Consider the following 15,552-nt stretch of genomic DNA (forward strand, 5'->3'; position numbering starts at 1 on the left):
CTGACGAGCTATTGTGATTGTACGCACAATTTACATTCAGGTGTTGACAGTTGTAATTCATGGTTTATATACTGTGTATAAAGATATATACAGTAATAACATTGATTACTTTAATAATAACTTCGTATGAAGAGAGAACGAGGTCGTCATTACAGGCAGTGCAGAAGGGATCAGGATAAGAAAATGACAATCATCAAGCAGGCATGGAAGATTACCCGGCAGGATTTTCGCAACAATCCATATGTTATGCTGTGGACATTGCTGTTTATTGCGTATTTGGGATTTACCATGAGTTTTGCTGTAAGTGTGCATTGGGATGAACGTGGAAACTTGAGTCCGGTAGCCGATTTTATCATGCTGGTGTTGATTCCGTTTCTCGGATACATTTATAACCGCCGTGCATTTAAATATCTTCAGGAAGATTCCTATACGCATATGCTAGCCTTTTTCCGCACCTTGCCTATACCGATGAATGCGGTGATTATGAGTCGAATTCAACAGGCGCTTTTGGCGTTTGTTGTGAATAGTGTGATATTTTTCACTCTATTGTTTACGTTGTCAGCTACGTTTCGGGTATATGCCAGTACAGGTTTCTTTGTATCGTTTGCACTTACCTGGATAGGCTACGGAATGCTGATTCAAGCCATTTATATTCATTTGGAATTTCTTAAAAAAGGTAAATCCTACTTTTGGCTATCCATTGTCATCATGCTAATTTGTGGGATAGTTACGATTATAGTTCGAGTATGTGGGGCCAATCTGGTATCGATAACGGCATTTTACAGCAAGGAATGGCAGCTGTTGTCTCCGGTGATGTGGGGAGCGCTGCTGGCAGGAGCTCTGGGTATGTGGATGTCCTACAGGGTGACACAGCGTAAGCTTATGAAACGGGATTTAACTTAGCGGTATGTGTACAAAGATAGATAAAAAGGGGGGAGAAGCAGGTGAATATACCAGTGCAAATTGATGAGAATAGCGCGGAACCGCTGTATGCGCAGATTGAAAAGCAACTTCGCTCACTCATCGTAACCGGACAGATTGCAGCGGGAACGCTGCTTCCCTCCATTCGGGAGTTCGCAGGGACGCTCCGCTGCAGCGTCATCACCGTCCGGCGGGTCTATCAGGATTTGGAGAACGAAGGCTTGCTTCGTACCCGGCAGGGAACGGGCACCTTCGTAGCTCTGGTCGAAGACGATAAGCGCTCAGGTTACCGCCTTAAAGCAGTGACCGAGGCGTTGGAAACGGCGATTGACACAGGCATCGCTGTACAGATGACAGAACAGGAATTGTTGGAGCTTTTCGCAGAAATGGTGAAGAGAAGGTATGAAGTCCAAGTGAAGGAGTGACGCCCGTGAAAAACGATGTAAACCATCATGTGGAAGTTCCTATGGGGATACAGATAAAAACACCCATTATTGAGATGAGCCAAGTCTATAAAACTAGAGGTAACCGGGAAATTGGACCGATTAATCTAACCATTGAACCGGGATATGTAGTCGCTTTGGCTGGACATAACGGATCGGGCAAAAGTACATTGATTCATCTGCTGACTCAGCTTATCCACCCGGATTCCGGTGAAATACGTTGGTTCGGTCAAGCGTATCCGGACGGCATGCCGGCAGATACACGACAATGGGTTGGGTATATGTCAGAGCAGCCGACCCGTGAGGAAGATCGACTCACAGCAGAAGCAGCAGCGGCGTTTCGAGCCTTGTGGTATCCCGGCTGGGATGAAACACGTTTTCAGCGTCTGATGGAACGATTTCAGGTTCCGCAGCATACGAAATTATCGCGCATGTCCAAGGGAGAGCGCCGTAAGTTTGAACTGGCTGCAGCCTTGGCGCCTCACCCTCGTTTGTTGCTGCTGGATGAGCCTTCGTCGGGTTTAGACCCTTTTGCCTGGAAAATCATGCTGGAGGAACTGCGGGATTGTATGGAGAACGGCAAAACGACGGTCATTATTGCCACTCATATCATAGACGAGATTAAGCGTTTGGCGGATTATATTGTCCTGATGCATGATGGCAGGCTGCTCGGCAAGCTGGAAAAAGACCATTTGCTCGAAAATAGCAAAGAAATGTGGTTTGAAGGCACACCGGAGGAGGCATCGGAACTTCCGGGTGTTGTAGAGATGGAGAGCGAAGGCGGATTGCAGCGAATTGTAACGTTGGCAGCCGGAGAGACCAGCGCCATCTTGGAACAAGCGGGCATCCGCCCCATCCGTGTGCGGCGTTTGGAACTGGATGATATTTTAGTACATTGGTCTGCGGGACAACTATCAGAAGATGCGGAGACATACACGCAGAAAAAAGGAGCGGAGTAATCATGAACATGCTGGAATTGAAAGAGGTCGTGAAGCAATATGGGAACCACACGGCGGTGAACGGAATTTCGCTGAATGTGAACGGTGGGGAGATTTACGGACTACTGGGAGGCAATGGAGCAGGCAAAACGACAACGATGCGCATGGTGCTCGGTCTGATTTACCCTGATGGAGGTAACATTCAATATGAGGGCAAGCCCTACAGCAAGGAGCTTCAGCGGACGATGGGCTATTTGCCCGAGGAGCGAGGGTTGTACCCCAAGGTGAAGGTGAGCGAGCAAATTAACTATTTGGGCAGGTTGCGCGGAATGTCGGCTAAGGAGGCGGACAAAAGTCTACGCTACTGGCTGGAGCGCTTTGGAGTGCCCGAATATTACGACAAGCGGATTGAGGAGCTATCCAAGGGAAATCAGCAGAAAATGGGCTTTATTGCCGCCGTTGTGCATCGCCCGACGCTGCTCATTTTGGATGAGGCCTTTAGTGGGCTTGATCCGGTAAACGTTGAATTGCTTAAGGATACGGTGAAAGAGCTGCGGGACGATGGGGCTGCGATTTTATTCTCGACCCACCGCATGGAGCATGTGGAGGAACTGTGCCGCCATATTACGATTTTGCATCGCTCAAATACAGTTGTGCAGGGAAGTGTGCAGGAGATTAAGGGCCGTTACCCGCGTGAAAAAGTTCGTCTCATCACTACAGGTGAAGTGAACGGACTGGAACAGCTGCCCGGCGTGCGCCGTGTAGAGCCTATGGATCGCGGCTGGATGCTGCATATTGAGCAGCCGAATGCGGCGAAGTTGGTATTACAAACGGCGTTGGAGCAAACGGATGTAGAGCATTTTGAGATCAAGGAACCTACGCTGAACGAGATTTTCATAAGAGAGGTGGGTGATTCCCATGAATAGACTGGGTACGGTAATCGGTTTTACGTTTCGTCAGAAGGCGAGAACCAAATCTTTTATCATTACAACGCTGGTACTGGCCTTGCTCATTACGCTTGGTGTAAATCTGCCATATTTGATTTCTTTGTTTAAAGCAGATGGGACAGGAGGTTCGGGCACGACGGCAGCCGAGCATCATCGCTTGGGACTGATTGCCGGGAGCCGGATAGAAGTGGCGAATCAACTGGAGAAATTCACCAAGGAGCAATCCAACCCGGCAGCCATCTGGAAGCGTTATGACAACGTACAAACACCAGCCATGCAGCAAGCCTTGAAAAATGGGGAGCTGCAAGGTTACGTACAGTTCACGGAGCCTACCGACAAGGGAGACACGTTTCCTAAAGTGGAATATGTCTCTGTAGAAAAAGAGCCATCTCCTGCTGTAATTACATTGTTGCAGACGGGACTTCAGGAAGCTAAGGTCAAAGCCATTATGGGCGGCAATGCATTGACCAGTGATCAAATTCGTGAGATTAGCACACCTGTAATAGTGGACAGCAGGGAAGTAGACGGTTCGTCTGAGGCAGGGGGAGCTGTGGGGACAGAGGAAAAAGAGACCTCTATGATTAACTATGGTTTGGTCTATGTACTGATGATTTTATTCTTCACCTCCTCCATGATGACGGGGAATATGATTGCTGCAGAGGTGACATCGGAAAAAAGCTCACGTATCATGGAGATTCTCATCACAAGTGTCTCACCGTTGACCCAGATGTTCGGAAAAATTATCGGCATTTTCCTGGTCGGCCTGCTGCAAATTGCTGTCTTTGCAGCCGTTGTATGTGCCAACCTTATGCTGCCGCATAATAATGTCATTCTTAGCTCAGCCGGGCTGGATCTGTCGCAACTGAATATCGCGGTGTTGGGTTATGGTCTGGTATTCTACATCCTCGGCTACTTTCTCTACGCAGTACTGTTCGCCGCGGTGGGCTCCATTGTTAGCCGTACCGAGGAGTTGGGACAGGCGATCATGCCGATTACCGTGCTGTCACTAGCAGCCTTTTATATCGGTATCTTCAATATCGCCGCATCTGATACGATTTTCGTAAAGGTTGCCGGGTACATCCCATTTTTCTCGCCAACCGTCATGCTGTTGCGGATTGGTCTGGAACGGGCGAGCCTGCTGGAAATCTGGCTGTCACTTGGTATTCTGGTCGCCTCCATTTTGCTGTTCGGTTGGCTGGCCGCCAAGATCTACCGTACGGGTGTCTTAATGTATGGTAAACGTCCTTCGTTCAAAGAGCTAAGAAAAGCTATGAAGGCTTACAAGATTTAAATTTTTAGCAATACATGTGAGTGTGTGGTGTCATAATTAATGAGAATGTATTCATAATTAATGAGAAATGAATATTTATACACTAGTATACATCGGTGGAGTTATTGTATGGTGTCCGAATATAAGAAGATGGCGAAGAAATAAACTATTTGAGGGGAATGATTTAAAATGACAAAAGAAAAGGATTAGTACTGTAAAAATAAAGTAATAGACTGGAGTCGTTGACTTAACAACGTTTTCGGATTGAAGAACCGTCAACTTTTGAGAAATAAGTTTTAGACTAATCCATTAAATGAAACAGCGGCAGAACAAGACCTGATAAATAAGGTCTTAGACTGCCGCTGTTGTTGTTAAACTAACGTTTCCCGTTAGTCTAACATTACATATTTAACTATTTATAAAGTTTTTTAAATCATTTTCTATAAAGTGATTTGGTTTCCATCCTTTTATTAGCTTATCTACTAAAAATGTATCTACCGCACTCAATGAAATTCCTAATAAAGTGCCAGCTCCTGAGCCACCTACTGTATTAAGTAAACCTGCACCTGTAAACAGCCCAACCTGATTGTTTTAGATGGTAATTTCTCAGCCCAAGTATTTGCATTATTAGCATTAAAGTATTCCTGTATTAAATTAGCTTCTGGGGGTAAATCACCAATAAACTCCTTGAATTTTCTACTATTTTCATATATAGATATATACTCTGAAAAAGTCTTTTCCCCGGAATTCAAAACTCCTCTAACATTTCCAGTTTTCAGTACAAAATTATTAAATGTTTCTATACTATTACTTCCACTAACGATTTTGTTATAAAGGGAATCAAATCTGTTCGCAATTAAGATAGAAGATGATGGGCTTAATTGGAAATCCGATGAGTGCTTTGACCATACTTCAAAGCTAGAAAAAGTCGAAAAATAACTTCCTAGAAATGAGAGAGGGTCAATTATCTCTTTACTAATATTATGTTCTAATTCATATCTTTTTAAAAGAGCATCATCTTCTATGATGTGTAATTTTAACTTAATATCTTTTGGAAGTTTCTTTAAAAGTAAAGGAGAGGACTATTCAACCCACCTTTTTCCCACAAGTAATCTAAGTATGGGTCTACATCATCTTCATCCATTGAGGTAAACATTATTTCTGTTTTATCATCGTGGTGGAAAGTTCTAGTAACTGGTACAACCCAGAAATAAACTAATTCAATATTTTCTTTATGTTCTTCTAAAAATGGAATAAATTCAGCGGGATGGACTTGTGAAAACAAACGATTTAACAGATTCTCATTGACGATTATTTTTACCTTATCATAAAAAATTGCTTTCTCTGCTATTGTCCCTAAATCGCAATCACTAGAAACACATATACTTTCAAACATTACAGCAACCTCCATATAATCCACATGGTATAATCTACCATTACTAATCTGCTGCATTAATTCAAGTACATTTATTCACAATCCATATAGTAATTTTAACATAAAGACTCAATAATAAATCACTCCCCCCTTATGAGGGATCAATATTTTTTACAATGCTACAACCATACTAGTTATTGAAATCTCATGGTTAACCTATCTGTCCGTTAGCTTAATGAAGCATCGTCAGTCTCTCTATTTTCTCAGTCTACAACTTTATTTGCTGAGTCTAACACTTTATTTTTTAGTCTAGAACGTTATTTTCTCCTGACAATTAAAATGCGCTGATGTTATTGAGTATTGTGGTACTACTGATTCTTTGGGATGGCTAATGAGTACAACAGGTTCAATACTAAAAGAAGCCAGGATAATGATGGGCTCGGAGTCTTAAGTAGGATAAGAAAGTAAATAATATGTAATTTCTCCGAATAGGTAGGTTCAATTGCGAACCTACCTTTTTTCATTGAATACAGTTATAGCTATTTCTATAAATAAAAAAATTATTTGTATTATGCGACATAAGGACAATTTATTTTTAAATATATCTTTTAAGAAAATCTAATATAAACGTATTATTTATATCAGATTCATTTAAGTATAAACTGCTACTTATAAGCCTAACTTTACGCAAATGCAATAATTAGAAAGGAGATAGGGCTGAATTGTGAAGAGGTTTTTCGTCTTTTTAAAAATGAGATCTACGCTAAATGCTTCTCTTAACTCATTTTAATTTAGTTACCAAAATACCTTCTACAGTTCGGGCGCTTACTCATCTGAAAAATTCATTACACATCAAAACTTAATTAACGCGAAAAACATAACTTATTTGGAGGAATATCATTGAAAATCAAAGTGCTGATTCAATTTCTTATTTATTTATGTCTATATTGTAATGATAGAAGTACACTATGGTTATTAACTATAAGGAGCAAAAAAATAAAACATAAGAATGTGAGAAAGATTAATTTTTTAGTTTTGCTATCTCTCTCATTCATACTACCTTGGTATCTGAAAATCTTATTCATCTTACCTTGCTTAAAAATAACAGTGTATATGCTCTGAATAAAAATGGTTCCCTGTATCTTTGTTACATACAACTTGATTAGGAAGACTTCGTGGAGCCTCTATGAACGATGCATGTCTCAAGATGAATGGTCTCATTCCGTCGATCCGGCTGCTCCAATCGAGCCAACAAGGACTCAACGACGCGTGTACCGAGTCCGTACGGATAAGTATGTACGGTCGTGAGCGGAGGATCGATAATCTTGGCATTAGCAATATCGTCAAAACCTGTTACCTCGATTTGTCCAGGAACATCGATGTGCAACTCCTTTAGCGCACGAATAACCGAAATTCCAATATCATCGTTGGCACAAACAAATGCTGTCGGAAGCTTTGGAAGCTGCTTCAACTGTTCAAGCATCCACTCAACAGATAGATAAGGATTGTTGTCCTCAAGCTTGATGCTGAACGTCTCTCCAGATGAAGCGCGATGCATCCGGAGGGCTTGATCGTAACCAAGCCAACGCTCATAGAAGCTTCGACAGTGATTGTGGTCTCCGATAAATCCAATCTCCGAATGGCCGCGTCCAATGAGAGAACGAGTAAGATTGTATGTCGTGCGGTGATTCTCCATCAAGAGGATGTCGAATTTGTGTGGAGAGTTCAACGACTCTGGCAAAAAATCGATAAATACCGTTGGAATGCCCGTGTTTAGAATAGTTTCAATATAGGCTTCTTGGAAGATCTCAATACAAACAATTCCGTTCACATTTGATTGGTTAATATTGGAGGGCAGTGTGCATGAATGGATATCCTCAGGATTGACAAGAGATAAGATCAGATTAAAGCCTTCAGCGCGCAGGGAGGTTTCCATTCCTTTAATCGTTTCAGAGTAGAAGCTGATGGCGTTAATGTCCCCTCGTGTAAGAAGAGCAATATTGCCTCCATTCATAAAACTGTAGTTTTTATATTTCATCTCCGCTGCTTTTTGGATTACTCTCTTTTTTGTGCCCTCTGGAATTTGCGGATGGTTGTTGAGGGCTTTGGATATGGTATTTCGAGACAGCCCCATTGCATCCGCGATGTCTTGAACCGTTACTTTCTCAGCCATAATAAGCTCCTTTTTATCCTGCTTCATAAAATCTTAAATGATAAACAAAAATTTATTCAAATGTAAATGTGAATGTGGTTTTTAGCTTGAAAACAATTCTTTGATCTTGCATACTGCTAATAAACATTCCCCTCTTATACTACACTACTCTTTGCCTTTTTTGTAGTAAGAGTTAGATAAAAAAGATTCTATACTATTAGGATAAATCGGTGTTCTTCTAAGAAAAGAAAGAGAGCTAGACCCCTTCTCGTGAGGGTTTGCTATCAAGGAAATATATAAACTTAAACAAGTAACAGAGTGAGTGGGATTTTCATTGCTTTTTATTTTTGAAAGCGCTATACTTTTGGCTGTATAAATTAATGTTTATAAATATTGATTATAAATGTAAACTTGATGAACAATTAAATGCACAAGTATAAGTATTTTGAGGGTAAGGATGGAGGTAAACTAAAATGAGCTCTGTATAACCGGCTGTGATTTTATTGAGCTTTTCCGCCGGATAGCCAAATTACAGATTCGCTACACAACTCCTAAGACGGGGTCGAAAATTACAAACACTGAGTATTCTGCGGCGGGTCTTGCCGTTCCCGTTGGCTGGGAAACCGATGTCAATGCAGCAGTTTATAGCGAGATTTAAATGGGGTGCTGCGTAAGGATTCCTACTGCTTGTAATATATCGTAGGTACGGGGGGGCGGTGTTAGTGTTTATTCGGAAGGTGAAATTATACATATACTTGTATATCCGAAGAGTGGACAAATGCTGACCAGACGGCATTCTGAAGATGAATTCGTTAACATAGGGACGCCTTGAAGGCCATTGAAGCCAGATGAGAAAAAGGACCACGAGCTGCCGTTGAACCATATCGCATTAGATATGGAAGCCTTCTATATTGCTGGTCCATAAACCCGTGTCATTTTACTTTTGTCAACTCACAAAATTTTTTGGGCGGCGTTATGCAGCTGCTGCTGATTTTCCCGCTGAACCGGTAGGTTGTGCTCCGGAACCTGAACGGTTATGTCAATTTAAGTGCCATTTTAGAGCATAAGGATGAGTATAGTGTTCCACCGGGCTCGGATATTATTGAAAATTAACAAAAAGGGAAAGAAAGAGGGGAGTCGGAGTTTGAACATTCCCAATAGTCTCGTTCAGATCCTAAAATAGAAATCACAAGTTCAAGCTCTATATATTTTATAACAAATTTAATATGCTATCCCGGCCAGTTACTGTGCTGTAACTGGCCGCCTTCTACTTTTTTGGTAGAAGATGATTATTCCGTAGAGTAGAAATGGAGGGGAATCGATGAAAAAGAAATTCAAAGCTGTGCTGCACATCCTCATGGTGATGGCTATTATTATGACTTCATCTGGAGTTTACGCCGCTAGTCCTGATACCGGCTGGGCTGCACGGGCGGAAGGTAACACAGGAAAATCGGAAAAGGAGGGTCTTTCTATTTTTGAAAACGTTATAAATCTAAATACAAATTTGACAGGATGGCAGGTAAAAGGAAATGGCAAGTGGGGAGATGCCGCAGAAGGGCTCCTGCTGACATCTGATCCGCAGGAGGACGTGATGGCCATCTCAGAAACAATAGCAGATGATTTCCTGTATGAAGCCGATGTTATGATCAAGGATATGCAAGCGGATGCTTCTTTGCTCTTCCGTTCCAATGAAGACGGATTGAATTCGTATATGCTTCAAATTGCACCGCAGTCCGGTATTATCCGTTTAAAAGATGCGGGCAGTGGAGCAGGTAAATTAAATGAAGAGCATCCGGTTTCGCTCAAGAAAGGGGAGATCTATCATCTCAAGGTAAAAGCTGAAGGGGCCTCGCTGAAAGTATATTGGGGAACTCAATATAAGCCTGTGATTGATGTTCAAGACAGTTCATACCGATCTGGCCGCCTTGGACTTCACGTCTGGGATGGGTCAGCCTTGTTCCAAAACATAACCGTTAGCGATCTGAAAGGGAATCTGGGTTTGGTACTTGTGAAAAAAGGACAGTGGCAGCCTGACCTCAGCGGCCAAAAAGGAACGTCTGTGAACCAGAGCAAGGCTCAGCAAATCTATAGCAGGCAAGCTGCTGACTTTGTATATGAAGGAACAATCGTTTTCCGCTCCGATGCTGCTGCCGCTCTAGCTTTCCGGTCCTCTACCGATGGAACACGTGGATATGAAGCTACTCTGGTGAAGGAAGGAGAGCAGGTCCGCGTATCGCTGACGAAAGCGGATGGAACTGCAATTGCAGGCTCAGAGCGACCTTATCCGAGCTTAGCGGGGGCGAAGCATTATGTGGAAGTAAAGGCAATGGGTAACCGGATTCAAGTTTTCGTGGACGGTTATACTCCACCAGCAATCGATGTAACGGATCATTCGTATTCAACAGGAAACGCCGGTCTTGTTGTGAAAAAGGGAAGCGCTTACTTTCAGGATGCCTATGTCACGGAGTCTAATAATTATTATACTGAAACCTATCGTCCCCAGTATCATTATACACCGATCCGTGGGTACGCCAGTGACCCGAACGGGTTGGTCTATTTCGAAGGTGAATACCATCTTTTCCATCAGGATGGAGGCACATGGGCCCATGCCGTCAGCAAGGATATGCTGAGCTGGAAACGTCTGCCGATTGCACTTCCGTGGAATGATTACGGGCATATCTGGTCCGGATCTGCTGTGGCGGATGTAACGAATACTTCAGGCTTATTTACGGATTCGGGCGGCAAAGGTCTGATCGCCTATTATACTTCCTATAACCCAGATGGTCCTAATGGCAACCAGCGCATTGGCCTTGCTTACAGCAAGGATCAGGGGCGTACGTGGCATTATGCCAAGAATCGTCCGATCGTGGTTGAGAACCCCGGCAAGAACGGGGAAGAACCGGGGGGATGGGATTTCCGCGACCCTAAGGTGATTCGCGATGACGAGCATAATCGCTGGGTCATGGTAGTGTCCGGTGCTGATCATATCCGGTTCTTTACATCGGCTAATTTGCTGGACTGGACGTTGACCGACAATTGGGGTTATGGAGATTATGTTCGTGGCGGTGTGTGGGAATGCCCTGACCTGTTCCCACTGGTCGTGCAGGAAACGTCAGAGAAGAAGTGGGTTCTCATGATCAGTACAGGGGCGAATTCGGCAACAGGAGGATCGGATTCTGAATATTTTGTGGGAAGTCTGACTGCAGAGGGGAAATTCGTAAATGACAATCCGGCAGGAAAGGTGCTGAGAACGGATTTTGGCAAGGAGTATTATGCATCCATGTCTTTCTCGGACATGACGGATGGGCGCAGAGTGATGTTGGCGTGGATGTCCAACTGGGATTATCCGTTCGCTTTTCCGACTTCGGGCTGGAAGGGGGGACTGACTGTTCCGAGAGAGGTTGCTCTGGTCATGACCCCCGACGGACTCCGTCTCGCCCAGGGTCCGATCAAGGAGATGGAACATCTGCGCAGCAGGCTGTTCTCTGTAACTGACAAGATGATCAATCCATCTTCTCCAAACCTGCTGAAGGGACTTGTTTCTGGAGCATATGAGATTGAAGCCGAACTGGAGATTCCGGCTGGAAGTAACGTAACAGAGTTTGGTTTTAATCTACGTGAAGGTGCGAATCAGAAGACTGTGGTGGGTTATAAGCCAGGCGAAAGTAAATTGTTCGTGGATCGCTCTGCTTCCGGAGCTACGGATTTCTCCAATCTGTTTACCACAAGACATGAAACGGGGATGAAAGCCGAGAACAAGCGGATCCAGATGCGGATTTTGGTGGATGAATCCTCTGTTGAGGTCTTCGCTAATGGAGGCAAGGTGGTTTTCTCCGAGGTCATATTTCCTGATCCGGCCAGTAGGGAGATGAGCTTCTATAATCAGGGTGGCAATGTGAAGATTGTTTCTCTGTCGGTAAACAAGCTTGGATCAGTGTGGAATTCGGATAACGATTCGCCACTACGGATTGCAATGGACACGGGTGACCGTGAACTAGGGATAGGGCAAAGCGAAACGCTGCGGGCGGCAGTGGAGAATGGGCCTGGCAATGGTGTTCACCCGCTGGAGTGGAAATCCAGTAATGCCAAGGTGGTAGGCATAAAGGGAGCCGGCGCTTCTCAGGCAACTCTTATGGCCAAAAAAGAGGGCGAGTCCGTCATTACTGTATCCACCCCGAATGGAAAGGCATCCGCCAGCCTTCTTGTAAAAGTCTCTGGCGGCGAGTTTCATACCAGTCTCAGCGGCTGGACCCCAGATCCGTCAATGGCTTCATGGGTACTCAGCAAGGATGGAATTCGTGGAAGATACTCAAGCGACGCGAATTATATGGCCCAGGAGCAGGCTGGGGATTTTACTTATGAAGCTGAACTGAAGCTTGGCACGTCCGGCGGGGCTGGTTCACTTCTGTTCCGTGCAAGCGAGGATGGGCACAGCGGCTACTACCTGAATCTAGATCCTAACATGAAGTCTATTCGCCTGTTCTACAAAATAGATGGACGATTCGAGGAACGACAGGTTCTGGCGAAAGTCCCGGCCTTCATCCAGCGAGGCCAAACCTATAAAATAAAGATTCAAGCGGAAGGCCCGCATATCGTGGTACATATGGGAGGACTGAAAATAATGGATCTGAAGGATGGGACCTTTGCCGAAGGTCATTTCGGACTTCATGTCTTTGGCGGCTCTGTCTCTTATCAGAATGTAAATGTGACAGGAGGGAAACCGGCCAAGTTGAGGGTATCAAGCCTCGTGAACGTAGCATTCCAAAAATCCATATATACAGCCCGCCTGGCAAATGGCGAAGCAGTTAGTGTACAGGATGCAAATGAAGCCGCGGATCAAAAATGGGTGTTTGTGCCGACCGGAGATGATGCAGGTTCCTATTCCATCCGAACGACCTCCGGACAGGCGCTGGATCTGGACGCGGAGCACAATAAAATTCAGCTCTATTCTTATTTGGGCTACAATAATCAGCGGTGGATTGTCCACAAAAATAGGGATGGTTCGGTTGTCATTATCTCAGTTTATCATAATAGGGCTTTGACCATATCCGAGGATGGTTCAAAGCTTACGTTAGAGACTCCTCCAACGGATGAAATGCGACGAAATAGGTGGAAAGTAAGCTCTGATTTTTAGTTCTATCCTGTAGAAAAGCCCCTTCGCTTGGCGTAGAGGGGCTTTTGGCAAAAGGCGGATTTGTTATTGTGTTCATGCAGCTTCAGCTTACTTCTGTCAGGTTAGGAAAATCAATTTCTTGCTGGCCAGGAAAGCGTCGAGCTTCTTTCGCTTTTCGTATCGCCAGCGAGTGATAGAGACTGAGTGATAGAGACATATGAACAAGACCCGTTGAGATGTCCATGCTGCAAGCACCAGATGTTGCTTGTGGTGATTTGGCATGCCGATTTGGACGGATTTTATTATTATGTGCAACGAGAATATAAAAAATCAAAAGAAATGGTGGTTAATAAATGATGATAAACCACGAGGCCAAGGGAACGAATAGGATAAAATGAAATGGATTTGTAGGAGCCAAGGGAAAAGAGCTTTAGGTATGGATAGACTTTGTGTGGAATGTGGGACGGAATCGAATAAACCAAACATAACTTAATGATGGGGGCATTATTAATGAATATGGATGATGAGAAATTACTGTAGTGCTTTCAGAATGAGACTTTTCCCCTTGTAAGAAACAATTTTTAGACAGGGGAATGATGTACTTTGAAAATTTCAGATCGAGTATTAAGGCTTTATCTAAATCACACTTACTTGGATTTGTGGCGGGGGCCTTACGGCGGTAAAAAGCACTATGACTAAGACGAAAGCCTCCAAGTGGGGAGTATTATTCTTCTGATGACCATACCTTTGATTATCAGGGCAAAGCTAACCCTCAGGACCATCCGGCAATTTTAAGTCACTTTATCGATTGGGAGTGGTTTTTCTTAGGTTGTGGGAACGATAGAGTCAATGGTTCTTCGGTCTTTGATGAAAGTGTTGAGTTCATTATTTTAGAGTTATAACAAATGGGTAAAAAGAAGCCCATTATCGTCGATACCTTTATGGAACCAGCATTTTTAAGAGGAATTTCTGCCTACAACCAGGTTTTCTTTGTGTTTGCCGAAGATGGACTAATTCGATCAGAGTATTTAGATCGAGATCACCTGAGAGGCATGGAGGATTTATTTCCTGTTTTATTTGATCCACAATGTACAAGAAGTGAAACACTAAATACAGTTGTTAAAGCTTCAAATCACTACCTACAATAAGCACAGCAATGTGAATTAAAATGTTTTATGAAAACATCTGAGTCAAATAAAAATGGAATATTATCGGCAATCGAAAATATTTTGGTCTGTCTTAAATACAAGGAGCTACTACATAGGATAGTAGTAGTTTCCTTTTGATTAAACTCCCTTGATATGATTTAGTTTCCTCACTTCACTTTCCAAGGAATAACTAAAAAGGTGCCAGCGACCCTAGGATCGTCGGGACACCTTTGCTGTTCTTACAGTTCGATTTTTGTTTCACCCTGTTGCTCTATGAAATGCTTAACTTCTTCCAACGATGGCAAGGCTGCAATCGCTCCAACTTTAGTGCACACGATAGCGCCGACTTGATTGGCAAGTGTTATAAATTCCTGCTGTTGCTCCCAATCGGAGGTAAATGCCTTGGGCTGACTCAGCTGGCTGATTTGATACAGCATAGCTCCGACGAAGGCATCACCGGCACCGGTAGAATCGATCGATTTAACAGTAATACTGCTGATTAGCGAACGGGAGGTACCGCTTGAGATGAGAGTACCTTCTTTCCCCAAGGTAACTGCCACCGTTTTGGCTCCCAACCCATGCAAAAGATCCAATGAAGCATTGCGGTCAGTCAGCCCCGTAATGATATTTAATTCCTCTTCGCTTACCTTTACGAAATCCGCATTGTGTATTCCTCTTCTGGACAATGTTATAAACTCCTCCAGCCTATCTTTCCAGAGGTCCCCCCGGTAATTGGGATCAAAGGAGGTAAATTGCCCATTGGCTTTCGCTTCGTCCAATAAAGACAAATACGCTTCCCGGAAAGGATCGGCGAGCAAGGCCGTTGCCGAGCCAAAATGCAGAATGGCAGCCTGTCGAGTCCATTCTCTATCAATGTCCTGCAGAGACAGCTGACGGTCAGCTCCGCGGTTGAATACGAAATCTCGTTCGCCGTTAGCGGCAAGGGAAACAAAGGCCAGTGTAGTCGGTGTTTCCGGATCAAAAAGAAGCATGGAAGTATCCACATGCTGCTCCTCCAGCGTTTGCTTCAGGTAGATACCGAAGGGATCAGCACCGATTTTCCCCAAGAATGACGCTTTTCCTCCGAGTTTGGCTACGGCTGCGCTTACATTTGCCGGAGCACCTCCAGCCTGCTTGGAGAAATGCTGACCCTTGGCAAGATTAACATCAATATCCGTGCAGAAAAAATCAATGAGCAACTCGCCCACACAAAGAACCGTTCTGTCATTTTTCACTTTGATTCAC

Annotated in this window: 10 protein-coding genes; 7 read left to right on the top strand and 3 right to left on the bottom strand. The window is 43.9% G+C overall.

Annotation, left to right across the window (positions count from 1 at the left end; all coding sequences use genetic code 11):
* Positions 1–183: 183 nt before the first annotated feature.
* Genes ACYCS5_RS17830 through ACYCS5_RS17850 form a run of 5 tightly spaced genes read left to right on the top strand, consistent with a single transcriptional unit; the run spans position 184 to position 4,540 of the window.
* Positions 184–903: a hypothetical protein gene (locus tag ACYCS5_RS17830; protein ID WP_029515935.1), complete on the top strand. Its 720-nt coding sequence runs from the start codon at positions 184–186 to the stop codon at positions 901–903.
* 41 nt (positions 904–944) lie between these two features.
* The gene (locus ACYCS5_RS17835) at positions 945–1,346 is read left to right on the top strand and encodes a GntR family transcriptional regulator (RefSeq protein WP_039270421.1); all 402 of its coding nucleotides are present in this window, start codon (positions 945–947) and stop codon (positions 1,344–1,346) included.
* Between the two features lie 41 nt (positions 1,347–1,387).
* Positions 1,388–2,323, top strand: coding sequence for an ATP-binding cassette domain-containing protein (locus ACYCS5_RS17840; RefSeq protein WP_185156356.1), 936 nt, complete (start codon positions 1,388–1,390; stop codon positions 2,321–2,323).
* A gap of 2 nt (positions 2,324–2,325) precedes the next feature.
* A complete protein-coding gene (locus ACYCS5_RS17845; RefSeq protein ID WP_029515932.1) occupies positions 2,326–3,228 on the top strand; it encodes an ABC transporter ATP-binding protein in 903 nt (300 codons plus the stop codon).
* A complete protein-coding gene (locus ACYCS5_RS17850; protein WP_459759873.1) occupies positions 3,221–4,540 on the top strand; it encodes an ABC transporter permease in 1,320 nt (439 codons plus the stop codon). Before ACYCS5_RS17845 ends, ACYCS5_RS17850 begins: the two co-directional genes overlap by 8 nt.
* Positions 4,541–5,582: 1,042 nt before the next feature.
* Here ACYCS5_RS17850 and ACYCS5_RS17855 read toward each other — a convergent pair.
* Complete coding sequence (locus ACYCS5_RS17855) at positions 5,583–5,915, bottom strand: hypothetical protein (protein WP_340954079.1); 333 nt, start codon at positions 5,913–5,915, stop codon at positions 5,583–5,585.
* A gap of 1,141 nt (positions 5,916–7,056) precedes the next feature.
* Positions 7,057–8,067, bottom strand: a complete 1,011-nt coding sequence (locus ACYCS5_RS17860; RefSeq protein ID WP_029515929.1) for a LacI family DNA-binding transcriptional regulator — start codon at positions 8,065–8,067, stop codon at positions 7,057–7,059.
* A gap of 1,300 nt (positions 8,068–9,367) precedes the next feature.
* On the opposite strand from ACYCS5_RS17860, the gene ACYCS5_RS17865 reads away from it, so the two are divergent.
* Positions 9,368–13,180, top strand: coding sequence for a GH32 C-terminal domain-containing protein (locus ACYCS5_RS17865; protein WP_459759874.1), 3,813 nt, complete (start codon positions 9,368–9,370; stop codon positions 13,178–13,180).
* Positions 13,181–14,064: 884 nt separating this feature from the next.
* The gene (locus ACYCS5_RS17870) at positions 14,065–14,307 is read left to right on the top strand and encodes a hypothetical protein (RefSeq protein WP_069010903.1); all 243 of its coding nucleotides are present in this window, start codon (positions 14,065–14,067) and stop codon (positions 14,305–14,307) included.
* A 239-nt stretch (positions 14,308–14,546) separates the two neighbouring features.
* On the opposite strand, the gene ACYCS5_RS17875 is transcribed toward ACYCS5_RS17870, so the two are convergent.
* Complete coding sequence (locus tag ACYCS5_RS17875; RefSeq protein WP_029515926.1) at positions 14,547–15,542, bottom strand: carbohydrate kinase family protein; 996 nt, start codon at positions 15,540–15,542, stop codon at positions 14,547–14,549.
* Between the last annotated feature and the right edge of the window lie 10 nt (positions 15,543–15,552).

The organism is Paenibacillus sp. SEL3, assembly GCF_054602585.1.